This is a genomic window from Affinundibacterium amnicola (assembly GCF_014284275.1).
GTDB lineage: Bacteria > Pseudomonadota > Gammaproteobacteria > Burkholderiales > Burkholderiaceae_D > Undibacterium > Undibacterium amnicola.
In genome coordinates, this window is record NZ_JACOFU010000001.1 from 253,746 (window position 1) to 275,597 (window position 21,852).

Below are 21,852 nucleotides of genomic sequence, written 5' to 3' on the forward strand. Positions count from 1 at the left end.
ACACTAAAGTAACACCATCTATTTTGATTTGCAATACATGCCTCTTTTTCAAGCTAGACACGATTAGCATGCGGTCAAACTTAACTTACTAACATGAAAGCTCGGTCAAAGTCATGAGCGTCGATAAGGATTCAAGCGAACATTCTCGTATATAAGTGATGAAATAGACTATTTCAGGCTTTTTCCCAAGGATCCAATATCTGAACCCCCGTCGATTTGAAATCGTCCACATTTCGCGTGACAACCATCATTCCATGCACCAACGCTGTAGCAGCGATTAGACCATCTCGAATAGGCTGTGGATTGGGTACATGGAGCTGCGCGCTACGTCTTGCAACTAGTGTGTCGATAGGTAAAATGCGATTGGCGAATGCTGGTAATACATGACTGTTCAGCCATGATCTAAGCATGGCGCCCTGTAAGGTATCGCGGCGCTCGACTAAGAGTATGCCAATTTCTAATTCTTGAATTGTAATGACGGACAGATATAAGTCGATGGTGTTGACACTGTCTGCCCATCTGGCAACATTTTCATCTGCTTTTCCAAGTCGAACTTTTCTTAATTCTGATACCACATTCGTGTCGAGAATGAACATTAAGTAAAGTCCTCGGATCGTGCAAGTTCACGCATGGCAGGAATTTCAAAATCGATGTCTTCAACACCTGGCATCGCCAGTAAGTCAGCAATTTTTTGCTGACCTTCGGTGAGCCGTTGGTAATCTTTGATGCTTAAGAGAACGTGTGCAGGAGATCCACGGTCAGTAATAAATACTGGGCCATTATTGGCAGCCTTTTTGGCTTCGCTGGTGTGTTGATTAAATTCACGACTTGATAAGGTTGTAATTGTCATGTTAACACCTCTTTAATAAGTGTGTAGTCATGTTACTACAATTAATTTTATCGTACAAGCAAAGAGAGCTGCTCGTCAAAAGATCGTTCTCATGGTGTTTAAAAACAATGCTCAGCAGCAGGAAAACTCTTATCCTTCACAGCCGCCACATAAGCCTTAATCGCCGCATCAATATTCGTTTGCCCATCCATAAAGTTCTTCACAAAACGCGCTTTGCGGCCTGGGAAAACACCTAGCAAATCGTGCATGACTAGGACTTGACCTGAACAATCAGGGCCAGCGCCTATGCCTATGGTGGGGATGTGTAATAAGTCAGTGACTTCTTTTGCTAGTCCTGCTGGGATCGCTTCTAAGACCAATAATGCCGCGCCAGCTTCTTGCAATAATTGTGCGTCGGCTTTGAGTAGATCGGCGGCTGCGGTGGTTTTGCCTTGTACTTTGTAGCCACCTAATTGATGTACTGATTGCGGTGTTAATCCAAGGTGGGCGCAGACTGGGATGGAGCGTTCGGTGAGGAATTTGATGATAGGGGCGATCCATGCGCCGCCTTCTACTTTGACCATTTGTGCGCCGGCTTGTATCAGTTGTACTGCGTTGGCAAAGGCGGTTTCTGGTGTTGGGTAGGTGCCAAACGGCATATCGGCAACCACAAAGGCTTTGTCATTGCCGCGTACTACGCTGGCGGTGTGATAGGCGACATCGGTGTTCGTCACGGGTAGGGTGGAGCTATGCCCTTGGCAGACCATGCCGAGTGAATCACCGACTAATAAAACCTCGACACCGCAGCGATCCATCATCGCCGCAAAGCTGGCGTCATAGCAGGTCAACATAGTGATTTTTTCGCCTTGTTCACGCAGAGTATTGAGTGTCGTGATGGTGACCGCTTTGCGGTCTTGTAAGTATTCAGCCACGATGTTTCCTTTGGTGTGAAGTTCACATGTTACTTATAAAGCGACATGATTTGGTTTTTCAGGATAAACGAAAAATTGTTCCAGCTAGGCGTAGCGTCGCTGACAGTACTTTAGTACGGCAAGACCCTACAACAACGCTGGGGCGGTTTTTCGGGCATCCTAACTTCTAAAAATAAAATACACAGCGCCCACTAAACATAATCCTGCCCAGACATAGTCTAACTTAAACGGCTGATTCATATAAATCATCGAAAATGGAACGAAGACTACGAGCGTTAATACTTCTTGCAGGATTTTGAGTTGCGCCAAACTGTATTGAGTGTAACCGATACGATTCGCCGGTACCTGGAGTAAATATTCAAAAAGCGCGATCCCCCAACTGATAAAAGCCGCGATATACCAGGCTTTACTATTGAGATTTTTGAGATGTCCGTACCATGCAAAAGTCATGAAGACGTTCGAGAGTATCAATAGTCCGGTGGTTTGAATGATGACGGGAATTTGCATGGCGTTTTTGCTTGCGTTGAAATTTTGTGCCTAAGGTTTGGGTCTACAGCTGGGGTCTATAATTTACGGATACCTTGATCCGCAACCGCTGGTGCGAATTCATGTGCTGCACCTTTACCTGGTATGACAACGAAAGGATCGACTTGCAGTAAAGGGATCAAGACGAAGGCGCGTTCCGTCATGCGCGGATGCGGCACTGTCAAGCGTTCAGTATTGATCGTTTGTTGACCGTATAGCAGCAAATCAAGATCTAAGGTGCGCGGTGCATTGCGATACGGGCGTTCACGACCGCAGGCTAGTTCTAATGCTTGCAAATGGTCTAGTAGAATCTGCGCGTCTAAATCGGTCTCTAAGGCAGCGACGGCATTGATATAGTCATCACCGCTGGAATCTATTGGTGCGGTGATGAACAGCGATGAGGCTTGCTTGAATTGCGTTTGTGGTAGGCTGCGTAGCTTTTCAATTGCATACTCTACCATCGCACGAGCATCGCCGAGATTGGCACCGATACCTATGTAAGCACTGATCGCCATGAATTTATTCTGCAGAATCTGCTTTAGGTTTTGCGCTAGAATTTCGGTTCGGACTGCGGCGCGGGCGGCGTTTTTTTGCTGGTGCGCTTTCTGCCGTTTTCGTTTTTGGTTTGATGCTCAGCAAGCGCACTCGGTCTTGTTCATCGCCATTGATAAAGTCGGTCCACCATTCGCCCAACTCTGCATCGATTTCACCAGAAGCACAACGCAGCAACAAGAAATCGTAACCAGCGCGCAAGCGATTATTTTCTAATAGCTTGTAAGGTGCTTTACCTATGCGTTTTTCAAAGCGCGGTTGCATCGCCCAGATATCGCGCATGTCGGTACCGATTTTGCGTTGCAGGGCGAGGGCATCGGTTTGTGTATTCAGTACGTCATCTGCCGCTAAATGCAAAGCAGGGATAGGCAATTCGCCTGACACTTTGTAGGCTTCCCATTTTTCTACGACTTGATGCCAAAGCAGCGAGGCAAATAAGAATCCAGGAGAAACTGTTTTACCTTGTTGTACGCGTTCGTCCGTATTCGCTAAAGCTAAGGTGACAAAGCGTTCGCCCAAAGGCTGTTCAAGCACGACATCGAGTAAAGGCATCAAACCGTGATGCAAGCCTTCTTTGCGTAATTGCTGTAAACATGCCATCGCATGACCGCTCATTAAAAGTTTGAGCATTTCATCAAACACGCGAGCGCTGGGCACATTGTTGATTAAGGCTGCCATCACTTTGATCGGCGCGCGGGTTTCGGCATCGATGGTGAATTTGAGTTTGGCGGCAAAGCGCACGACGCGCAACATGCGGATAGGATCTTCACGATAGCGCAGTTCAGGCACGCCTATGATGCGCAAAGTTTTTTTACGGATATCGGCGATGCCGCCGTGGTAATCCAACACCGTTTGACTGGCTGGATCGTAATACATGGCATTGATGGTGAAGTCGCGCCTTACCGCATCTTCATGCTGCTCACCAAAGGTATTGTCGCGCAAGACGCGTCCGTGCTCATCTTTAGGTGCTTCGTTCTTGGCGGCGCCACGGAAAGTCGTGACTTCGATTAAGTCTTGCCCGAACATCACGTGTACGATCTGAAAGCGGCGACCGATGATAAAAGCGCGGCGGAAGAGGCGTTTGACTTGTTCTGGCGTCGCATTGGTCGCCACGTCAAAATCTTTGGGTTTTACGCCTAGTAATAAATCACGTACTGCGCCGCCGACGATAAAAGCTTTGAAGCCATTGTCCTGCAAAGTTTGCGTCACACGGATCGCGTTATTCGATACTAAGTCAGGATCGATGCCGTGTTCTTTTGCGCTCAAGACTTTTGGCTTGTTTTTCTTTGCGCTCGCTTTGCCTTGATCGATGGTGTCGTCAGGGCTCTTAACGCCTAAGATTTTGCGGATAAATTTCTTAATCATGCTTAATTTTGCAGCTCAGTTGTGTAATTCAAACAGTTGTAAAGTCGGCCAGCCTTGTGCCTGTGCATGGGCTTGCAATAGTTTATTCGGATTGGTCGCTATCGGGTGAGTCACGATAGAGAGCAAGGGAATATCGTTTTGTGAATCGCTGTAAAAATAACTTTTAGTAAAATCACTCAATTGCTTACCTTGTTGCGCCAGCCATGCGTTTAAGTGCGTGACTTTGCCGGGGCCCGAAGTCGGTACACCGCGCAGTTTACCAGTCAAATTGCCTTGTTCGTCTAAATGTGGTTCTGCTGCCAACAAATGTTCTACGCCTAAGGCTTGTGCTATTGGTTGCGTCACGAAGCGATTGGTGGCGGTAATGATGGCGATCAAGTCGTTTTGGTCTTGATGCTGCTTGAGCAGCTCAAGTGCTGCTGGTAAGAGGGCGGGATTGATGACTTCGTGCATGAATTGCGCATGGTAATCATCTAGCTGCTTGCGTGGAAATTGCGCTAAGGTGCCTAAAGCAAATTCTAAATATTCAACCGGATCTAAAGTGCCCGCTTGGTATTGGGCAAAGAATTCTGCATTGCGACGACCAAATTCATCTGCATCAACCGCGCCTATGCGACACAGGAATTGACCCCATTCGTAATCGGAATCGATGGGTAGTAAGGTGTGGTCGAGATCAAATAGGGCGATGTTTTGCGTGGATTGTTTATTCATAAGCATGTTCAAAATGTTCGCTATATAAGTGACGCGAGGCAAGGCAAGAAATTATTCAGCATGATCTCTTTGCAATAATTCACGCAATAAGGGAAGCGTAATCGGGCGCTTGGTTTCCAACGAATAGTGATCAAGTTCGCTTAACATTGATGTTAATGAGCGCATGTCACGGCGGTAGTGCGTAATCAAATAGGGTAACACGCCTTGTGCTAATCCTATGCCTTTTGCCTGTGCCGCACGTTCTAGAGCGTCAATTTTGTCTTCGTCGGATAAGCCGATGACTTGATAAATTAAGCCCCAACCAAGTCGGGTGCGCAAATCGTCACGCACATTCAAAATCATTGGCGGATGGTTACCCGCCGCGACAAAAAAAGCGCCATTCGCCCGTGCTTCATTAAATAATGCAAAGGCATCGATCTGTGCTGCTGCGGACAATTGATCGCAATCGTCCAGCAGATATAGATCTACCTCTGGGCTATACCAAAATTGTTCCTCATTGGCGTTGGCCTTGATGTAGCGGGTATTGGGTGCCTGTGCAATTGCGTGTAGAAGATGCGTTTTGCCAGCACCAGCTTCGCCCCATAAATACACGGAGCGCTCCCCATATTGACTGGCTGTGCGCTCGGAGAATAGGCACAAAATCTGTGCCAACTCTGCATTTTGTCCCACTACAAAGGTATCCAGAGACGGAGGAGTTTCCGCATCTAGATCAAGTAAAAGCTGTCTCATTGTCATGAATATCGTCAAAAATCTGTCTTGCTACCACTTACTGCATCACTTATTACATCAATGACGGAACTCATTGAGATTGACGATAAAAGGAACTATTTAAATACGAAATACGTAAATTTTTCGCGGCTACGGAAATTACCGCAGAGGCAGGTAGTGCGATCAAAATACCGATAAAACCAAATAATTGACCGAAAGCCATTAAGGCAAAAATTACGGTTAATGGATGCAAGCCAATGCGTTCACCGACTAATTTTGGCGTCAAGATAAAAGATTCCAAAGCCTGACCAATGCCATAAATAATCGCAACGGCAATTAATCCATGCAAGTCGCTAAACTGTAAAACCGCACTGACCAGCGCTAAAAACAAGCCTAATCCAAAACCTAAGTAAGGTATGAAGACCAATAAACCAGTCAAAATGCCGACTGGTAAAGCCAAGTCAAATCCCGCAATTGTCAGCCCTATCGAGTAGTAACAGGCCAATACCACCATCACCATCATTTGACCCCGCAGATATTGTGCGAGTAATTCATCGACTTCTTTGAACCATGATTCAGTTTGTGTTATCCAGCGGCGAGGAATGAAATTGCGTAAGCGGGCAATCAGTGAGTGCCAGTCAACCATGAGGTAGAACAACACAATTGGGATCAAAATGAAATTGGCTAACATGCCGAGTACCGCCGTGCCGCCAACCCGAATAGAAGATAAGACGGCCTTGCCGATTACATCGCTGCTACTGGCTAGGTGACTACTGATTAAGGCCTTAATTCCTTCGCTATCAATACTGGCTTGAATGCCAAAATCATGCAGGAGAGGGCCGATAAGCGTATTGAATTTGTCCAGAAATAAGGGAATTTGATTGTGCAGTAATGGAATTTGCTTTTGTAATATTGGCACCATGATTAACACGATTGCCAAGATACAGGCCACCACCAGTAAGATCATCAGGGTTGCGGCAATTGGTCGAGGTAACTGGATTCCTCTAAATTTAAGCAAGCAAAGCTTATCAAGCCAAGGGTTAAGTACATATGCCAAAATAGCCGCCACGATAAATGGCATCAGAATCGGGCCAAGTAAAGATAGCAAAAGAATAAATGCGAGCGCAACGCTTAACCACGTAATGGTTTGCTTTTGATTGCTGGTCAAATTAAATGGCATAGACTTTTGTCGGTTAAACTTCGCAATGAAACCTGCGATTTGCCTAAAAACTAGGTAAAACTCAGGTCGATTTGTTAAAATAGCGCTTTTGGATCAACTCAAAACAGTATTCTCCCTGAATTTTCGAGGAAGTTACTAATTTTTGTGAACCACATTTCTGGCAATTCCGCTATTTTACCGCCTCAAGCCCCTACTGACGAATATCCTATGAGCACAAATACTCCTGTTTCTCTTTCTTATGCCGACGCTGGTGTCGATATGGTTGCTGGCGACGCGCTGGTCGATGCGATTAAACCATTCGCAAAACGTACGATGCGCGAAGGCGTGATGGCCGGTATCGGTGGTTTTGGTGCGATGTTTGAAGTCAGCAAAAAATATAAAGAGCCAGTGTTGGTTTCTGGTACCGATGGCGTTGGTACTAAGCTGAAATTGGCTTTCCACTTAAATCGTCACGACACCGTTGGTATCGATTTGGTCGCCATGAGCGTCAATGATATTTTGGTACAAGGCGCTGAGCCTTTGTTCTTCCTCGATTATTTCGCTTGCGGAAAATTGGATGTGGCAACGGCGACTGATGTCATCAAAGGCGTGGCATTTGGTTGCGAACAAGCTGGTTGTGCTTTGATCGGTGGTGAAACTGCTGAAATGCCTTCTATGTATCCAGAAGGCGAATACGATTTAGCGGGCTTCGCAGTTGGTGCCGTAGAAAAATCCAAGATCATCGACGGCAGCAAAATCGTACCGGGTGATGTGATTCTGGGCTTGGCTTCTTCCGGCATTCATTCCAACGGTTTTTCTTTGGTACGTAAAATCATCGAAGTCGCGAATCCCGATTTGAACGCGGATTTCCATGGCCGTAGCTTGGCAGACGCTTTAATTGCACCAACGCGTATTTACGTCAAACCTTTGCTGGCCTTGATGGCGAGCATGGAAGTCAAAGGTATGGCACATATTACTGGTGGTGGTTTGGTAGAAAACGTACCACGCGTATTGGGCGACAAATTGACTGCGATCTTAGATAGTAAATCTTGGGAAATGCCACCTTTATTCAAATGGTTGCAACAACATGGTGGCGTAGCCGATGCAGAAATGCACCGCGTGTTTAACTGCGGTATTGGTATGGTCGTGATTATGGCGGCGGATCAGGCTGATGCGGCGATGGCACAATTGGCTGCAGCGGGCGAGACGGTATTTAAGATTGGTACGATTCGCGCGCGCGAAGCTAATGAGCACCAAACGATTGTGGTGTAACATATTTTAGTTTTGCTCGGTTCTTATCGCGAGCAAAATTCGAAAACAAAAAACAAAAGGCCAGATTCTGTACCCCGCAGATTCTGGCCTTTTTGTTGATATTGACCCGTCCTGAAATAGATTGACAGTTTTCTTCGTAATTGAAAGGAACGTCAATGAAATCAACAGAACGCAGGAGTCAAAGAGATTACACCTTAGCTTTTAAATTGTCGGTTGTTGATCAAGTAGAAAAAGGCGACCTAACCTATAAACAAGCCCAAACGCGCTATGGGATACAAGGTCGATCCACTGTTTTGGTATGGTTACGCAAACACGGTACACAAGATTGGCATAATAGAGGATTAAGGAAAAACCTCAATTTAGCCATGTCCCAAGAACCCTTACCCCTGACGCCGGAACAACGGATCAAAGAACTTGAGAAACAACTCAAGATCGCCAATGAAAAGGCGCAGCTATTTGAAGCCATTGTGAATGTCATTCGAGATGACTTTGGGATCGTCATTCCAAAAAAGCATTTAGGCAAGTCCTTGAGCACAAAAAAACGCCTCAAATAAGTATTAACAAGGCTTGCCATTATTTTGGTTGGACACGTCAGGCATATTATCAACAAATAGCACGCGACCAAGGGCGTCGAGATGCACATGAACAAGTTATCGAATGGGTGACGAAAATTCGATTGCGTCAGGCGAAAATTGGCACGCGTAAGCTGCATTATTTACTGCGTGAGAAACAGCAACAAGCGGGTATTAAGCTGGGGCGAGATGCCTTATTCCATCTACTCAGGATGCGGCATTTACTGATCAAGCCAAAGCGTGCTTATCATAAAACCACGCACAGCCATCACCGTTTTTACAAGCATCCCAACTTACTCAAAGCAGGTTCTGGGCAAGTGCAGGCTTGTAGGCCAGAACAAGTCTGGGTCGCTGATATTACCTACATACCAACGACTGAAAAGTTTGTTTATTTGAGCCTGGTGACAGATATCTATTCAAAAAAGATCGTAGGGCATCATGTCCATGCCAGCCTGCAAACAGAGGAAGTGAGCGTGGCCTATCGACGTGCGTTGCGTCATAAAAGCAGCGTGTCCGATCTGATACACCACTCAGATCGAGGTATTCAATACTGCTCCGCTTATTACCAACAACTGCATGAGAAATTCAAAGTACGATGCTCGATGACCGATGGGTACGACTGCTATCAGAATGCCGTCGCTGAACGAGTCAACGGCATTCTCAAAGGAGAGTTCTTGTTACAAACGCCCTCAAATCTAGCGCAAGCACGAAAGCTCATCGCACAGTCCATTCAAATCTATAACAACGAACGACCACACTCTAGTCTCAAAAACAAAACGCCCAATGAGGTCCATCGAGCGTGTTTGCAACACTTTTAGTTGTCAACTTATTTTAGGACTAGACATATAAAGTCGATGTCGATGCTGGAGCCGATTAGTTTAGAGGATTACTTTGAGCGCTGATTTGAAACTGATTGGTTTGATAGCCCAGCATCGCTGCTTTTTCTAGAATTTTTTGTTGAATGAATGGATCGAGTTGCGCGGTACGCGATAATATCCAGCCATATTTGCGGCTAGGTTCGCCGACTAAGACCCACTGATAATGTGGGTCTAAATCGAGTATCCAATAATTGCCATAAAATGGCCTGAAAAAACTCACCTGCAGTTTTGCATTACCACTTTCGTCAACAAGTTTGGCAACGCCATTTGCTTGTTCTATGCTGCCATCTTTTGTTCGACAACGATTAATCACACGAATTTGATCGCCATCTTGTTGATACTCAGCTTGCGTATCAGCGACACACATAGATTGAAAACGGTTAGGAATAAACGCAACCTGATACCATTTTCCGACATAGCGGTTTAAATCAACTTTTTCTACTGTGGCTAGCGGTGCGGTTTCTTCATTGCAGGCAGTTAATAGGCTGGTGGTGATAACAAAGGCGAGTATCAAAAGTCTTTTCATTGGATTGCTAACCTGAAGTGATGATTAACTCATTCTAATACGGTTTCGATCCAGCCTATGTATTGAGTCGACGTTTTTGATGAATGTTTCTAAGACCTGCATTGCTGAGTGATTTTTTTGGATTCAGTATTCATTAAGTATTGCCAGCGCAATTCTCAAAAAAAAGGCCGTGTATGAGAACCGGCCCTAAGAGGGAGACTAAAACTTGTCAGGTGAATCGACTACTGTGTTTGTAACATAGCGCTGATCAACACACTTGTGACTGGAACATCGCTCATTCCGCCTCGAGTTGAGGTTGGAACTACTTTAATCTTATCAACAGTCTCAATACCGCTGACGATTTTGCCAAATACTGCGTAGCCACTTGCGTTGGTATCGAGTGCTTGATTGTCAACGACATTAATGAAGAACTGTGACGTCGCTGAATCCAAGACATTCGTGCGTGCCATGGCGATTGTGCCGCGTAGATTACTTAAACCATTGCCGGCTTCTAACTTGATTGGCGCTTGAGTCGCTGGTTGTGTCAGATCAGCATTGAAACCACCGCCTTGAATCATGAAGTCTTGAATCACGCGATGGAAAATTTTATTCACGTAAAAACCAGATTCAACATAGTTCAAAAAATTATCAACCGTAATTGGTGCCTTAGCTGGGTTCAATTCAATTACCACGCTACCTAAAGACGTTGTCATCGTGACTTGAGGTTGTTTCGCTAAAGGAATCGTGACATTGCTTGCGTACAGTGAATTTGCATTGCCGTCGCTGATGACAACAGGAACACTACCAGCGGCGATGATTTTGCAGCTAAAAACTTTTTGTGTTGCAGTACTACCAGCTAACTCGGTAATTTTTAAACAGCCTTGGTGAGAAAGATTGATGCCAAGATTTAGATTTTGGCCTTTAACTGTAATCACACTTGTTTTGCGATAAACCAGTTGATCGCTAGTGACCTCAGAAATGCTTACTTTTTGAGTAGCAGGTGTTGTGCTATCGCCACCACTACCACCACACGCGCTCAATAAGGCAACTGAGGCAATTAATAGAACAGGTAATTTCAAGAGGAACTCCAAGAAAGCTTGATTTAATAAAACAGCAGTATAGGGTGCTGGCTAAGGATCAGAAATTGTTTTCCTGTCCTAATTTTGTAGCAATATGTACGGATTTGTATGTATCAATATGTGTCGATGCAGATGATGGTTTCCTCCTGATTTTGGGTTTGGAATTGAGTTGAGCAAGAATACGATCGATGTCTTTGATGAGTTTTTCATTTTGACCTTTTAAGGAGGCAAAACGTATTCCATCTTTGAGAACTGGCACGGGAAGCACAGCAAAACGAATTGTCTGGTTGGGTGAATTTTCGTTGTTATTTTCATTGGGTATTTTAATGTTGCTGATGAGTTTCTCAACATCTTTTGGATTGGTTAACGGACTGGCGAAAATCATCGCATCAATGCGTTTGTTGCTGAGTTTTTTTAGGCGAGGGCCATATGCGTCGATGTCATCATCCGCTTTGAATAAGATGTTTTTTAATTGATCGAATTCACCGCCATATTTTGAACCTCGGACAACACCGATGGTTTTACCTTTTAGGTCTTGAATTGTCTTGTAATCGAACTGTTGATCTGCACGCGTCACTAACCACAAGTATTGGTAAACCACGGGTTCGGAAAAGTTGAATATCTCAGCACGTTCTGGCGTTAAGCTTAAACCAAAAATTAAACCACCTTCGGTGCTGGCGATTTTAACAGCGCGGTTCCATGGGTACATTTGTAGCCGAAATTGGATGTTCAGATCTTTTTCTATCCTCGCAAATACATTTGTGAAACGCTCTGGAATTGGGTTTAATTCACCTTTTTCATTGCGATTTTCACCAAATAGTAAGTTGATTTTGGTCTGTGCTGCGCTAGGTGTAATGGAGAGCTGCGCCAGCAGGCATAACACGAGAATGTGAGATGCGACCCGTAAAGGGGAGTAGCACAATGCGCATAAATGCATTTGCAGAAGTTGAAAAGCTTTGTTTATCACACTGGTCGCTTGTCGCATTGTGGCCATAACATAGAAATAATTACTGTATCGCAATTATAAATGTGATTAGTGGCTTTGGGCGGGATGCGCCGACGATTAAGGAGTCAGGTGAAAATTTTTATGCGTCTTCCAGGTCGAAAGTCGCGTGAAATCATGATTTCGTTTACTTCGGCGTCACTTGACTTAGCATAAACCTTCAAATAATAAGATGTTAACAATACCGCCTGCCTCGATATTGCCTTGTTCATCATCTAATATGATCATGCAATTCGCTTCTGACATAGAACGTAGCACACCAGATCCTTGTGAACCAGTAACTACCACCTCCAACTGACCCTGTAAGTTACGACTGGCGATGCCTCGTTGATATTCTGTGCGTCCTTGGCGTTTGCGTATCACATCGCGTGAGATCGCTGGTATCAGAAGTGCCGGCTTTTCATCCGCACCAATTAATTGCTGCAATGCTTGTTGGACGAAGAAGTAAAACGTCACCATTACAGCGACTGGATTGCCAGGCAGGCCAAACAGATAGGCCGAGCTGCCATCAGCGTGTATTTTGCCAAAGGCCATCGGTCTCCCTGGGCGCATATTTATCGTCCAAAAGGCAACCTGACCTAGTTGCGCCATCACTTGCCGGGTGTAATCAGCAGCACCAACAGAGACCCCACCAGAAGTAATAATCGCATCGGCTTGCACACATGCGGTACGCAACGCTTGCTCTAAAGCTTCGGGGCTATCTTCAATCACCCCCATATCTACAATGTCGCAATCTAGGCGCGACAGCATGCCGTACACTGTATAGCGATTGCTATCATAGATGCATCCAGCATCAAGTGTTTGACCAAGTGAACGAATTTCATCACCAGTCGAAAAGTAAGCGACTTTTAAACGCCGTTGTACTGTCACTCTGGCGATCCCTAACGACGCTAGTAAACCTAATTCAGCTGGGCCTATACGTTTTGCTTTTGCAATGGCAAGTTTCCCGAGTGCTAAATCTTCGCCACGAAGGCGGCAATTATCACCTTGTCGCAATTTATTTGCTGGAATGGCGATAGCGGTGTCTTTTAGTCGTGTCGTTAGTTCTTGTGGAACGACCGTATCACAAGACCTTGGCATCACTGCTCCGGTCATGATGCGGATACAGCTGCCAGGTAGGACTGGCTTGGTATATGGATGGCCTGCATAAGCTTCACCCACAATTTCTAAGTTCAGATCGTGGTTGGCAATTAATTGTGCGCCATGAAAGGCATAGCCATCCATCGCGGAATTATGGTGCGCAGGTACGTCAATTGGCGACAATATGTCGATTGCTAATACTCTGCCTAAGGCAGATTTCAGATCGAGCTCTTCAGTATCGGTGATCGCGGCAATATGTTCTTGTATCCAAGTTTGGGCTTGCGCTACCGATAAAAACTGACTATCACTTTGCGGATCTGTCATGTGGTTTTCTGTGAGAAGAGTTTGCTTCATATTGCCAGCTTAAATATCGTGTAGATGGATGGAATAGGTAGTCATTGGTGAATATTCACCTGAGTATACGTGTGCAAATGTTTAATGGCTGTCTAAAGTAGTTTCGGCTAATTCTGCGCAGGTATTGATATTGCGAAAATCCGCTGCATTTTCAAATGCGACTTCGACTATCTTGAGATCCGCATACCAGTCACTGACTTTACGACCGCCACGTTTCAAAAAAAGATCTAGATGAGATTGTATATCCGTCTTCAGCAGACAGAATACAGCTTGCTGTTGCCATTTCGCGGTTGTGCGATGCTGCGCATCTTGAAATTGGTTTTCTGGTGCTACGGTGATTGCTACCGCCAGTTGCGCCTGTTCTCGCGTTAAGGCAGCAGCCAAATGTTCGACAAGATTGTCTGGTAAAAAAGGGGAATCGCAGGGGGCTGTCACTATGTAGGGCGTAGTGCAAATGGATAAGCCTGCGTGTAAACCGGCAAGCGGTCCGGCATAGTCCGGAATGAGGTCGCATACCAGCGGGCAAGAAAATTCGGCATATCGTTCCAGATCTTGATTGACATTGATCACGATCTGACCGACTTGTGGTCTTAGACGGCGTAACACATGTGCGACCATGGGCTCCGTTCCTAAAAGTTGCAAGCCTTTGTTGACTTGCCCCATACGCATTCCGCGTCCGCCAGCGAGCACCAAACCAGTAATTTCTTCAATTCGAATCATGTCTGTCATTTCAGGAGTCTGCTTGATTTTTTTATAGGCGGTTTAGGTGATTAACCACCGATATACGACATTTCGATTTTTTGCCGTCCAGTTGCAGAGCTGTCGCTTGCCAAGCCGCGTAATTCAGAATAGCGGTCTTGACGTTTTTGCCAAATAGCGGCAAGTAAGTTAGCAATCTTTAGGTCGGGCTGATCTAACTCGGCATTCCGTAAATGCTGGCGTAAATCATGCCCATGGCTGGCAAATAAACAGGTGTATAGCATCCCTTGCGTAGAAAGTCGTGCACGACTGCAATCATGACAAAATGCTTTACTCACACTGGAAATAAATCCTAATTCACCTTGCTCATCCAAGTGTTGATAGCGCTCGGCAGTTTCGCTGTTGCTATTGGCTTTGAGAGGTCTTAATGGCATTCCCGCTTGCACTAATTCACTGAGAATTTGAGTAGACGGCACCACTTCATCCAAGCACCAGGCATTCGATGAGCCGACATCCATAAATTCTATAAAGCGCAAAATGTGTGGCGTGTTTTTAAAATAGCGTGCCATTGGTACGATCTGGTTTGCATTGACACTTTTTTTAACGACCATATTAATTTTGATTTGCTGAAATCCTGCCACCTCTGCGGCTTGGATACCTTCAAGTACTTGATCAACAGGAAAATCGACATCATTCATTTGTCGAAAGATGTTGTCGTCTAAAGCGTCAAGCGATATGGTGAGGCGATTTAAGCCTGCATCTTTTAAGCTTTGGGCTTTGCGCGCTAATAAAGCAGCATTGGTTGTCAGTGTCAGATCGATGTTTTGATTGTTAGTAGTTCTTAGTGTACTGAGCATGTGGATCAGTTCTTCTAGGTTTTTGCGTAGAAGAGGTTCACCACCGGTTAAACGAATCTTTGTCACGCCATGCGCAACAAAAATCTTTGCTAAACGGGTGATTTCTTCGAAACTCAGTAGATCGCTTTGCGGCAAATAACTGTAATCTTTGCCAAAAATCTCTTTTGGCATGCAATAGGTGCAGCGAAAGTTACAGCGGTCAGTGACAGAGATTCTTAAATCTTGTAAGGGTCTATGTAAGCGGTCGTGTAATTTTCCAACCGGTACGACTAAAGGCGATAAATGATCCCAAGAGAAATCCACTGGATCATTCACAGTAGAAATAGTTTTGATGGGAATAAATTTATCGGTCATGATTTTAATCAGAGAGTCATTTCGGTGAATATTTTGCTCACCATAATGTGCGTGATTATCTCTTATTTTGTTTGGTTCTGAATTTATCAAACTTAATTCGCGTCAATAAAAAAACAGCCCAGTCACATGTTTGTGCTGGGCTGCATTTTTATTCAATTAAAACTTACTTCTTTGTTTCTACAAACACTAATGGTTCGTCAGCAACGGCCGCAACGATTTTGCGTTCACGTCCCAAACGTGGCACCGCTTGAGATTGATTCGCAGCTTCTTGTGCAGCTTTCAACTTGGCTGGATCTGTGCTCGCCAAAACCAAACCTGCTTGTGCCAATACGACATTTAAATCTGCCGCTGGTTTCGTTGAGCTAGCTGGTGCTGGAGTCAATGCTACCGTTTGTGTCACCAGCACCGGAGCAACTGCCTCAGGCTCGGCTAACTTACTGGTGTTCACTTCGGTGAACATCGGCAAGGTTTCATTCACTTGCATCGCAGACGTGGTAACTGGGGCAACGGTGATTGCTTCCAAATTCGTTTGCTCATTGCTTGTGACTGATTCTACTGTTTGTTCTACCACTTGTTGGCTTTCTTCCGCGATAGCTTGGATCACCTCTGCCGTTGCCGCAGTTGTTTCGGGCATTGCAACAGGTACAGTAACAGGCGCTACAACAGATGGTGCAACTTCAGTAATTGCCGTTTCAACGCTCAACGATTCTGTATTGGTATTCACAGTTGTTGTTGCTTCCACCAGATTCGCTGCTGGAGATTCAACGACTGTAGCTAACACTTTATCAGTTGCTTCAGCATGAACACTAGGCGCCAAATCAAAACTCGTTTGCACCGGAGCTGTTTCAGCGCTAGCTGGAGCATTTATCATCAGATCCGCGACAGGAATAAATGCTGGTGGATCATCGTGTTTAAGCTCAGTATTTTGCTCATTTTGTGATGTAGCTAATTCAGTATTTTCTACACCATTACGATCACGACGATTGCGGTTGCGACCACCACGGCGGCGACGGCGGCCTTCCTCTGCTTGTGGTTCTGTGCCATCTTGCTCTTGGTCTGTCGCCAGATTTTCACGCGGTTCACGTGGCTCACGGACTTCCTGCACCTTGGGTTTATTTAGTGCTGGCGCTGTGACATTGCCAACCGCTGCAGAATTAGCTAATTCTTCTGCTTTTACTTCTGGGTTGTTATTGTCTTTCTTTGCTTCGCGTTGACGTTGTTGGCGATCGCGACGGCCTTCTTGTCCCTCTTTTTCTTCGCGCGGAGGACGTGCTGGTTTACCCTGGCGTGCTTGTGGATTGGTATCCGACGCAGTTTTGTTCACATCTTTATCTGCAACACGATTGCCATTTGCATTTGGATTTGTATTCACTGGACGTTCTTCGGTCTCAGCTCCGTTGCGAGAATTGCGTCCATTGCGACCATTTTGTCCACGATTGCGTTGGCGATTGCGATCATTTCTATCGCGACCATGCTTAGGTTTTTCTTCTACAACGGGTGCTTTTGTTTCAGTGCCGCCGAAAATAGAACTGAAGAACTTCGCAATACCCGCAAACAAACCACCTTCAGATGATGCTTTTGGTGCAGCTGCAACAGGCGCAGGCTTGCGCTCAACGATAGGTGCAGTTTCTGGTGTAATACTTTTCACTACCGCTTCTTGACGTGGTTTGACTTCGTCTTTTTGACGTTTGCTATAACCAATGTCGGTATCCGCTTGCTCTGCCATCGCATAACTGACGTGCGCTTCTTCCAAACGCGGATCATCATGCTTCAAACGGTCGAGTTTGTAGTGTGGTGTTTCCAAGTGTTTGTTTGGAATCAAAATCGCTGTGACACGATGACGGTTCTCAATCTTGAGGATTTCGCCACGTTTTTCATTCAATAAGAATGCCGCAACATCGACTGGTACTTGGACGTGGATCGCTGCTGAATTTTCCTTCATTGCTTCTTCCTGAATAATACGCAGGACTTGCAAAGCGGAAGATTCTGTATCGCGGATGTGACCAGTACCGTTACAACGTGGGCAAGTCACATGGCTACCTTCAGACAGAGAAGGGCGCAAACGTTGACGGGATAATTCCATCAAGCCAAAGCGGGAAATTTTACCCATCTGCACGCGGGCGCGGTCATAGCGCAATGCGTCCTTCAGACGTGTTTCAACTTCGCGTTGATTCTTAGCGTTTTCCATGTCGATAAAATCGATCACGATCAAACCGCCCAAGTCACGCAAACGCAATTGACGCGCAACTTCTTCTGCTGCTTCGCAATTCGTATTGAAAGCAGTCGTTTCAATATCGCCTCCACGAGTTGCGCGCGCGGAGTTGACGTCGACTGACACCAAGGCTTCAGTATGATCGATCACAATCGCGCCACCAGATGGCAAAGGCACGGTGCGTGAGTAGGCTGTTTCGATCTGATGTTCGATCTGGAAGCGAGAGAACAAAGGTACGTCATCGCTGTAGCGTTTTACACGGTGCACCATATCGGGCATCACGTGGCTCATAAACTGCTGGGCTTGTTCGTAGATATCGTCAGTATCGATCAGGATTTCGCCGATATCTGGTTGGAAATAATCGCGAATCGCACGGATCACCAAAGAAGATTCTTGATAAATCAGGAAAGCGCCTTGTGCAGATTTGCCAGCGCCATCAATTGCACGCCACAGTTGCATCAGGTAATTGAGATCCCATTGCAATTCATCGACATTGCGGCCAATACCAGCGGTACGCGCAATCACGGACATACCTTGTGGCAAGTCCAGTTTGTCCATGGTTTCACGCAATTCTTGACGATCTTCGCCTTCAACGCGACGGGAAACACCTCCACCACGTGGGTTGTTTGGCATCAAGACCAGATAACGGCCAGCCAAAGAAATGAAGGAAGTCAAAGCCGCGCCTTTGTTGCCGCGTTCTTCTTTTTCTACTTGAACGATAATTTCTTGGCCTTCGCGCAAAGCATCTTTGATCGATGAATTGCGGACATCGATGCCTTCTTTGAAATAGCTGCGAGCGACTTCTTTGAATGGTAAAAAGCCGTGACGTTCTTCGCCATAATTGACGAAACAGGCTTCTAAGGAAGGTTCAATGCGGGTAATAACACCTTTGTAGATATTCGATTTGCGGAGTTCGCGTCCGGTGGTTTCGATATCGATGTCAATCAGTTTTTGACCATTGACAATCGCTACGCGCAACTCTTCTTGCTGCGTAGCATTAAACAGCATACGTTTCATATTTTTCTCCATGGCATTAAAGCCATATATCACTAGCGTCAGCTGGGCTGAACGATAGTGGCGTGCTTACATTGGATGTATGCGAGAGCGGAGAGTTTGAGGGGGCGGGAAATGCCACTGGCACAAAGAAATAAAAAAATAATCCCGCGAGCGATCAGCCTAAAGCTGGAATCATTCATGGGAAGTGATTAAATCTTTTGTGCGCTTGGCGCGGATGGTTTTTTACCTGGGGCGAGTGCACATGTCTCCGAGTATTCTGGCTTGCATTTCGTCATCCTTAGAGGCGAAACAGAAGTACATCAAGCTAATAATTCTTCAGGCGATGCGCAACTTACTAAAATAAATAGTGTCAAAGCGTTAGCAGTTCAATTTAACTACATCACGTGTGACGAAATCGACCGGTGTTTCTAAAACCATCAACCGGCAAGCCAGCGAATTTATGTCAATTCGCATCTCTTGCCAGACTTATCCTTATATTTCAAACTTTCTGATCCAAATCGCTTTGCATGAGTCCGATTGCCACAATTGGTTGCAACCTTGACCTGCAAAAAACGATGTGCATACACATCTTTTCTATCGAATTTGCAAAATGGCGAGGCCGATAGACACGCCCCTGTGTAGAATAGTCGTCTTTCTTACACATGCTGAAGCTTTGTTAGCTCTAGCCTCAGGGATTATATATTCAAAATGAAGGACTTAGCGATAAATATGGGTGGAAACTCTCAAAAACCATCCAAAAATGGCGATGTGCAGACCGCATCGCAAAATTTTGCACAAGTGCAACTCATTACAATCACTGAAGAAGATGCTGGTCAGCGCATTGATAACTTTTTGTTGCGTATCTGCAAAGGTGTGCCAAAAAGTCATGTTTATCGGATTTTGCGATCAGGTGAGGTGAGGGTCAACAAAGGTCGAATTGATCAGTTGTACCGTTTAAAAGAGGGTGATGTTGTACGCGTTCCGCCTACGCGCATTGCTGAGAAGGATACGACACATGTTCCAGGAGCGGAATTTGCGATAGTGTTTGAAGATAGCCATTTGTTAATTATTGATAAACCTGCTGGCGTTGCTGTGCATGGTGGTTCTGGTGTCAGTTTTGGCGTGATCGAGCAATTACGTGCCTCGCGTCCGGATGCGAAGTTCTTAGAATTGGTGCATCGTTTAGATCGAGAAACTTCTGGAATACTGTTGTTAGCAAAGAAACGATCTGCTTTAGTCAATCTACATGAACAAATGCGCGATGGTGAAACGGATAAGCGTTATCTGACTTTGGTTGCTGGTGATTGGAAAAATCAAAGACAACACATTAAATTGCCACTACATAAATATACGACAGCAGACGGTGAGCGCCGTGTGCGCGTGCAAGCTGATGGCATGGAATCGCATACCGTATTTACTTTAAAGAAAAAATATACCGACTTCGCACTGTTAGAGGCGGAACTAAAAACTGGTCGCACCCATCAGATCCGCGTGCATTTATCGTCCAGTGGTTTTGCGATTGCTGGTGATGATAAATATGGCGACTTTGCTTTGAATCGTGCTTTGTTGAAAGCGACGGATAGTCGTGGGGCATTAAAACGGATGTTTTTGCATGCGCATCAAATCACGTTTACCCATCCAGAGAGCGGCAAACAAATGACTTTGAATGCGCCCTTGCCAAAAGAATGTGAGAAATTTTTGCAAAGCTTGAGCTGATTTGAATCAAAAATTTGACTAAGCGTTTTGAGTTTGCTTGAAGAAAAATAAGGAAATATGGCAAAAAAATTATTTGATTTTATTGTGTTTGATTGGGATGGCACCTTAATGGATAGCACCGCCACCATCGTGAAATGCATACAAGCTGCGGCCAAAGATTTACAGCTACCAGTTCCTGACGATGTTGCTGCCGCCCACGTCATCGGTTTGGCACTGGCAGATGCAATGCAGGCTGTACTGCCAGATGTCGATCCTAAGTATTACCCGAAAATGATTGAGCGTTACCGTTATCATTATTTAGTACGTGATCATGAGTTGCCGCTATTTCCTGGCGTGAAAGAAATGTTAAGTGACCTGGCGCAACAAGGATATTTTCTAGCTGTTGCAACGGGCAAGAGTCGTGTTGGCTTAAATCGTGCGATGAATAGTGTCAATGTCTTGTCGATGTTTGACGCGACACGCTGCGCGGATGAGACTTTTTCTAAGCCACATCCAGCGATGTTGCAAGAATTGACGCGTGAGCTCGGGCAAGATATGCAACGTACTTTGATGATTGGTGATACTACCCATGATTTATTGATGGCAGCCAATGCGGGTGCTGGTGCGGTAGCCGTCGAATACGGCGCTCATGATGTGTCGTTACTAGCCACTGTGCCGACTTTGTACTCAGCAAAAAATGTTTTGGATTTACATCAATGGCTGACAGAAAACGCTTGATGTAATTGGAATGATGAGAGTGATCTATGGCAGAAATTTTTATTTGTAATTCGGATGAATTAGCAGAAGGTGGAAAAGGTATACGTTTTCCGTTGCTAGCTGGTAGCGATGAAGCGACTGGATTTGTGGTGCGTTACGATGGTGGCGCACACGGCTACCTCAATCGCTGCGCGCATGTACCTGTTGAATTAGATTGGTCGCCCGGTGAGTTTTTTGAAGGAAGTGGTTTGTATATTATGTGCGCTACCCATGGTGCTATTTATGTTCCCGAAACTGGGCATTGCACGGGTGGACCTTGTCGTGGCGGGCGTTTGCGTAAAATACAAATTACAGAAGTGGATGGCAAGATTTTTTGGCATCCAGATGATTATTTAACTTCAAAGCCAATTTCTTCTCTCTAATAAATTTTATCGAAGCAAGGTTTAATTTCTTCAATCTTAGAAATCATTTAGATAGTTAAAATTTTCTTTCTATTGCGTCGTGACTCGTCTATATTGAAGCCGTAACTGGTTCAAACGAGGAGGTCAATATACATAAATATTTTTGTATTTCAGACGAGTGGCATTTGAGCTCCGGTGTAGTTTCTTTACCGGTTATGTGCGAAGTAGAAAGTCCATTTTGTACGTTAAGTACTATCTATACGAAGAAATCACCGGGTGAGTCTACCTCGGTTTAGAGGCTTCTAATAAGCCCCCATGTGATAAAAACGATGGCTTTCAGCCATCGTTTTTCATTTATGCATTGCAAATAAATGATTTGTTGGTTTTATTGAATTTG

General features: G+C 45.2%; 21 protein-coding genes. 5 read left to right on the top strand and 16 right to left on the bottom strand.

What is annotated here, in order from left to right; translation table 11 throughout:
- Positions 1-173 precede the first annotated feature (173 nt).
- From H8K33_RS01130 to H8K33_RS01170, 9 genes are all read right to left on the bottom strand, one after another.
- Positions 174-596: a type II toxin-antitoxin system VapC family toxin gene (locus H8K33_RS01130; RefSeq protein WP_186889146.1), complete on the bottom strand. Its 423-nt coding sequence runs from the start codon at positions 594-596 to the stop codon at positions 174-176.
- Positions 596-850: a type II toxin-antitoxin system Phd/YefM family antitoxin gene (locus H8K33_RS01135; protein WP_186889147.1), complete on the bottom strand. Its 255-nt coding sequence runs from the start codon at positions 848-850 to the stop codon at positions 596-598. The genes H8K33_RS01130 and H8K33_RS01135 overlap by 1 nt, the downstream gene beginning before the upstream one ends.
- A 98-nt stretch (positions 851-948) precedes the next feature.
- Complete coding sequence (panB, locus tag H8K33_RS01140; RefSeq protein WP_186889148.1) at positions 949-1,761, bottom strand: 3-methyl-2-oxobutanoate hydroxymethyltransferase; 813 nt, start codon at positions 1,759-1,761, stop codon at positions 949-951.
- Positions 1,762-1,920: 159 nt separating this feature from the next.
- Positions 1,921-2,268 (bottom strand): DMT family protein, encoded by a 348-nt coding sequence (locus tag H8K33_RS01145; RefSeq protein WP_186889149.1) that lies wholly within the window; start codon positions 2,266-2,268, stop codon positions 1,921-1,923.
- Between the two features lie 56 nt (positions 2,269-2,324).
- Positions 2,325-2,801, bottom strand: a complete 477-nt coding sequence (folK, locus tag H8K33_RS01150; RefSeq protein ID WP_186889150.1) for a 2-amino-4-hydroxy-6-hydroxymethyldihydropteridine diphosphokinase — start codon at positions 2,799-2,801, stop codon at positions 2,325-2,327.
- Between the two features lie 4 nt (positions 2,802-2,805).
- Complete coding sequence (gene pcnB / locus H8K33_RS01155; protein WP_186889151.1) at positions 2,806-4,203, bottom strand: polynucleotide adenylyltransferase PcnB; 1,398 nt, start codon at positions 4,201-4,203, stop codon at positions 2,806-2,808.
- A 15-nt stretch (positions 4,204-4,218) separates the two neighbouring features.
- On the bottom strand, positions 4,219-4,914 hold the full coding sequence (locus tag H8K33_RS01160) for a histidinol-phosphatase (RefSeq protein ID WP_186889152.1): 696 nt from the start codon (positions 4,912-4,914) through the stop codon (positions 4,219-4,221).
- A gap of 51 nt (positions 4,915-4,965) precedes the next feature.
- Positions 4,966-5,643, bottom strand: coding sequence for a DnaA regulatory inactivator Hda (gene hda, locus H8K33_RS01165; protein WP_186889733.1), 678 nt, complete (start codon positions 5,641-5,643; stop codon positions 4,966-4,968).
- A gap of 70 nt (positions 5,644-5,713) precedes the next feature.
- The gene (locus H8K33_RS01170; RefSeq protein ID WP_186889153.1) at positions 5,714-6,802 is read right to left on the bottom strand and encodes an AI-2E family transporter; all 1,089 of its coding nucleotides are present in this window, start codon (positions 6,800-6,802) and stop codon (positions 5,714-5,716) included.
- A 207-nt stretch (positions 6,803-7,009) separates the two neighbouring features.
- On the opposite strand from H8K33_RS01170, the gene purM reads away from it, so the two are divergent.
- Both purM and H8K33_RS01180 read left to right on the top strand, forming a co-directional pair.
- Entirely contained in the window at positions 7,010-8,053 is a 1,044-nt protein-coding gene (purM, locus tag H8K33_RS01175; protein WP_186889154.1) for a phosphoribosylformylglycinamidine cyclo-ligase, read from the top strand.
- A gap of 155 nt (positions 8,054-8,208) precedes the next feature.
- Positions 8,209-9,443 (top strand): IS3 family transposase gene (locus H8K33_RS01180; RefSeq protein WP_186889155.1). Its coding sequence is split into 2 segments (ribosomal slippage): positions 8,209-8,557 and positions 8,557-9,443, totalling 1,236 coding nucleotides; the frame shifts between segments, so codons are not numbered across the junction.
- Between the two features lie 55 nt (positions 9,444-9,498).
- Here the strand turns inward: H8K33_RS01180 and H8K33_RS01185 are convergent.
- The 7 genes from H8K33_RS01185 to H8K33_RS01215 form a co-directional block, all read right to left on the bottom strand.
- Positions 9,499-10,029, bottom strand: coding sequence for a lipocalin family protein (locus tag H8K33_RS01185; RefSeq protein ID WP_186889156.1), 531 nt, complete (start codon positions 10,027-10,029; stop codon positions 9,499-9,501).
- 221 nt (positions 10,030-10,250) lie between these two features.
- On the bottom strand, positions 10,251-11,087 hold the full coding sequence (locus H8K33_RS19790; protein WP_246443216.1) for a peptidylprolyl isomerase: 837 nt from the start codon (positions 11,085-11,087) through the stop codon (positions 10,251-10,253).
- 58 nt (positions 11,088-11,145) lie between these two features.
- Complete coding sequence (locus H8K33_RS01195; protein ID WP_222613241.1) at positions 11,146-12,054, bottom strand: substrate-binding periplasmic protein; 909 nt, start codon at positions 12,052-12,054, stop codon at positions 11,146-11,148.
- Between the two features lie 183 nt (positions 12,055-12,237).
- Positions 12,238-13,494 (bottom strand): molybdopterin molybdotransferase MoeA, encoded by a 1,257-nt coding sequence (gene moeA, locus H8K33_RS01200; protein WP_246443217.1) that lies wholly within the window; start codon positions 13,492-13,494, stop codon positions 12,238-12,240.
- 111 nt (positions 13,495-13,605) lie between these two features.
- Complete coding sequence (gene mobA / locus H8K33_RS01205; RefSeq protein WP_186889735.1) at positions 13,606-14,244, bottom strand: molybdenum cofactor guanylyltransferase MobA; 639 nt, start codon at positions 14,242-14,244, stop codon at positions 13,606-13,608.
- A gap of 50 nt (positions 14,245-14,294) precedes the next feature.
- Entirely contained in the window at positions 14,295-15,434 is a 1,140-nt protein-coding gene (moaA, locus tag H8K33_RS01210; RefSeq protein WP_186889159.1) for a GTP 3',8-cyclase MoaA, read from the bottom strand.
- A gap of 163 nt (positions 15,435-15,597) precedes the next feature.
- Positions 15,598-18,663, bottom strand: a complete 3,066-nt coding sequence (locus H8K33_RS01215) for an Rne/Rng family ribonuclease (protein WP_186889160.1) — start codon at positions 18,661-18,663, stop codon at positions 15,598-15,600.
- A gap of 687 nt (positions 18,664-19,350) precedes the next feature.
- On the opposite strand from H8K33_RS01215, the gene H8K33_RS01220 reads away from it, so the two are divergent.
- From H8K33_RS01220 to H8K33_RS01230, 3 genes are read left to right on the top strand one after another with little or no spacing between them, the layout of a single operon-like run.
- A complete protein-coding gene (locus H8K33_RS01220; RefSeq protein WP_186889161.1) occupies positions 19,351-20,358 on the top strand; it encodes an RluA family pseudouridine synthase in 1,008 nt (335 codons plus the stop codon).
- Positions 20,359-20,415: 57 nt separating this feature from the next.
- Positions 20,416-21,075: an HAD-IIIA family hydrolase gene (locus tag H8K33_RS01225; RefSeq protein ID WP_186889162.1), complete on the top strand. Its 660-nt coding sequence runs from the start codon at positions 20,416-20,418 to the stop codon at positions 21,073-21,075.
- A 26-nt stretch (positions 21,076-21,101) separates the two neighbouring features.
- The gene (locus H8K33_RS01230; protein ID WP_186889163.1) at positions 21,102-21,476 is read left to right on the top strand and encodes a Rieske (2Fe-2S) protein; all 375 of its coding nucleotides are present in this window, start codon (positions 21,102-21,104) and stop codon (positions 21,474-21,476) included.
- Positions 21,477-21,852: the final 376 nt, after the last annotated feature.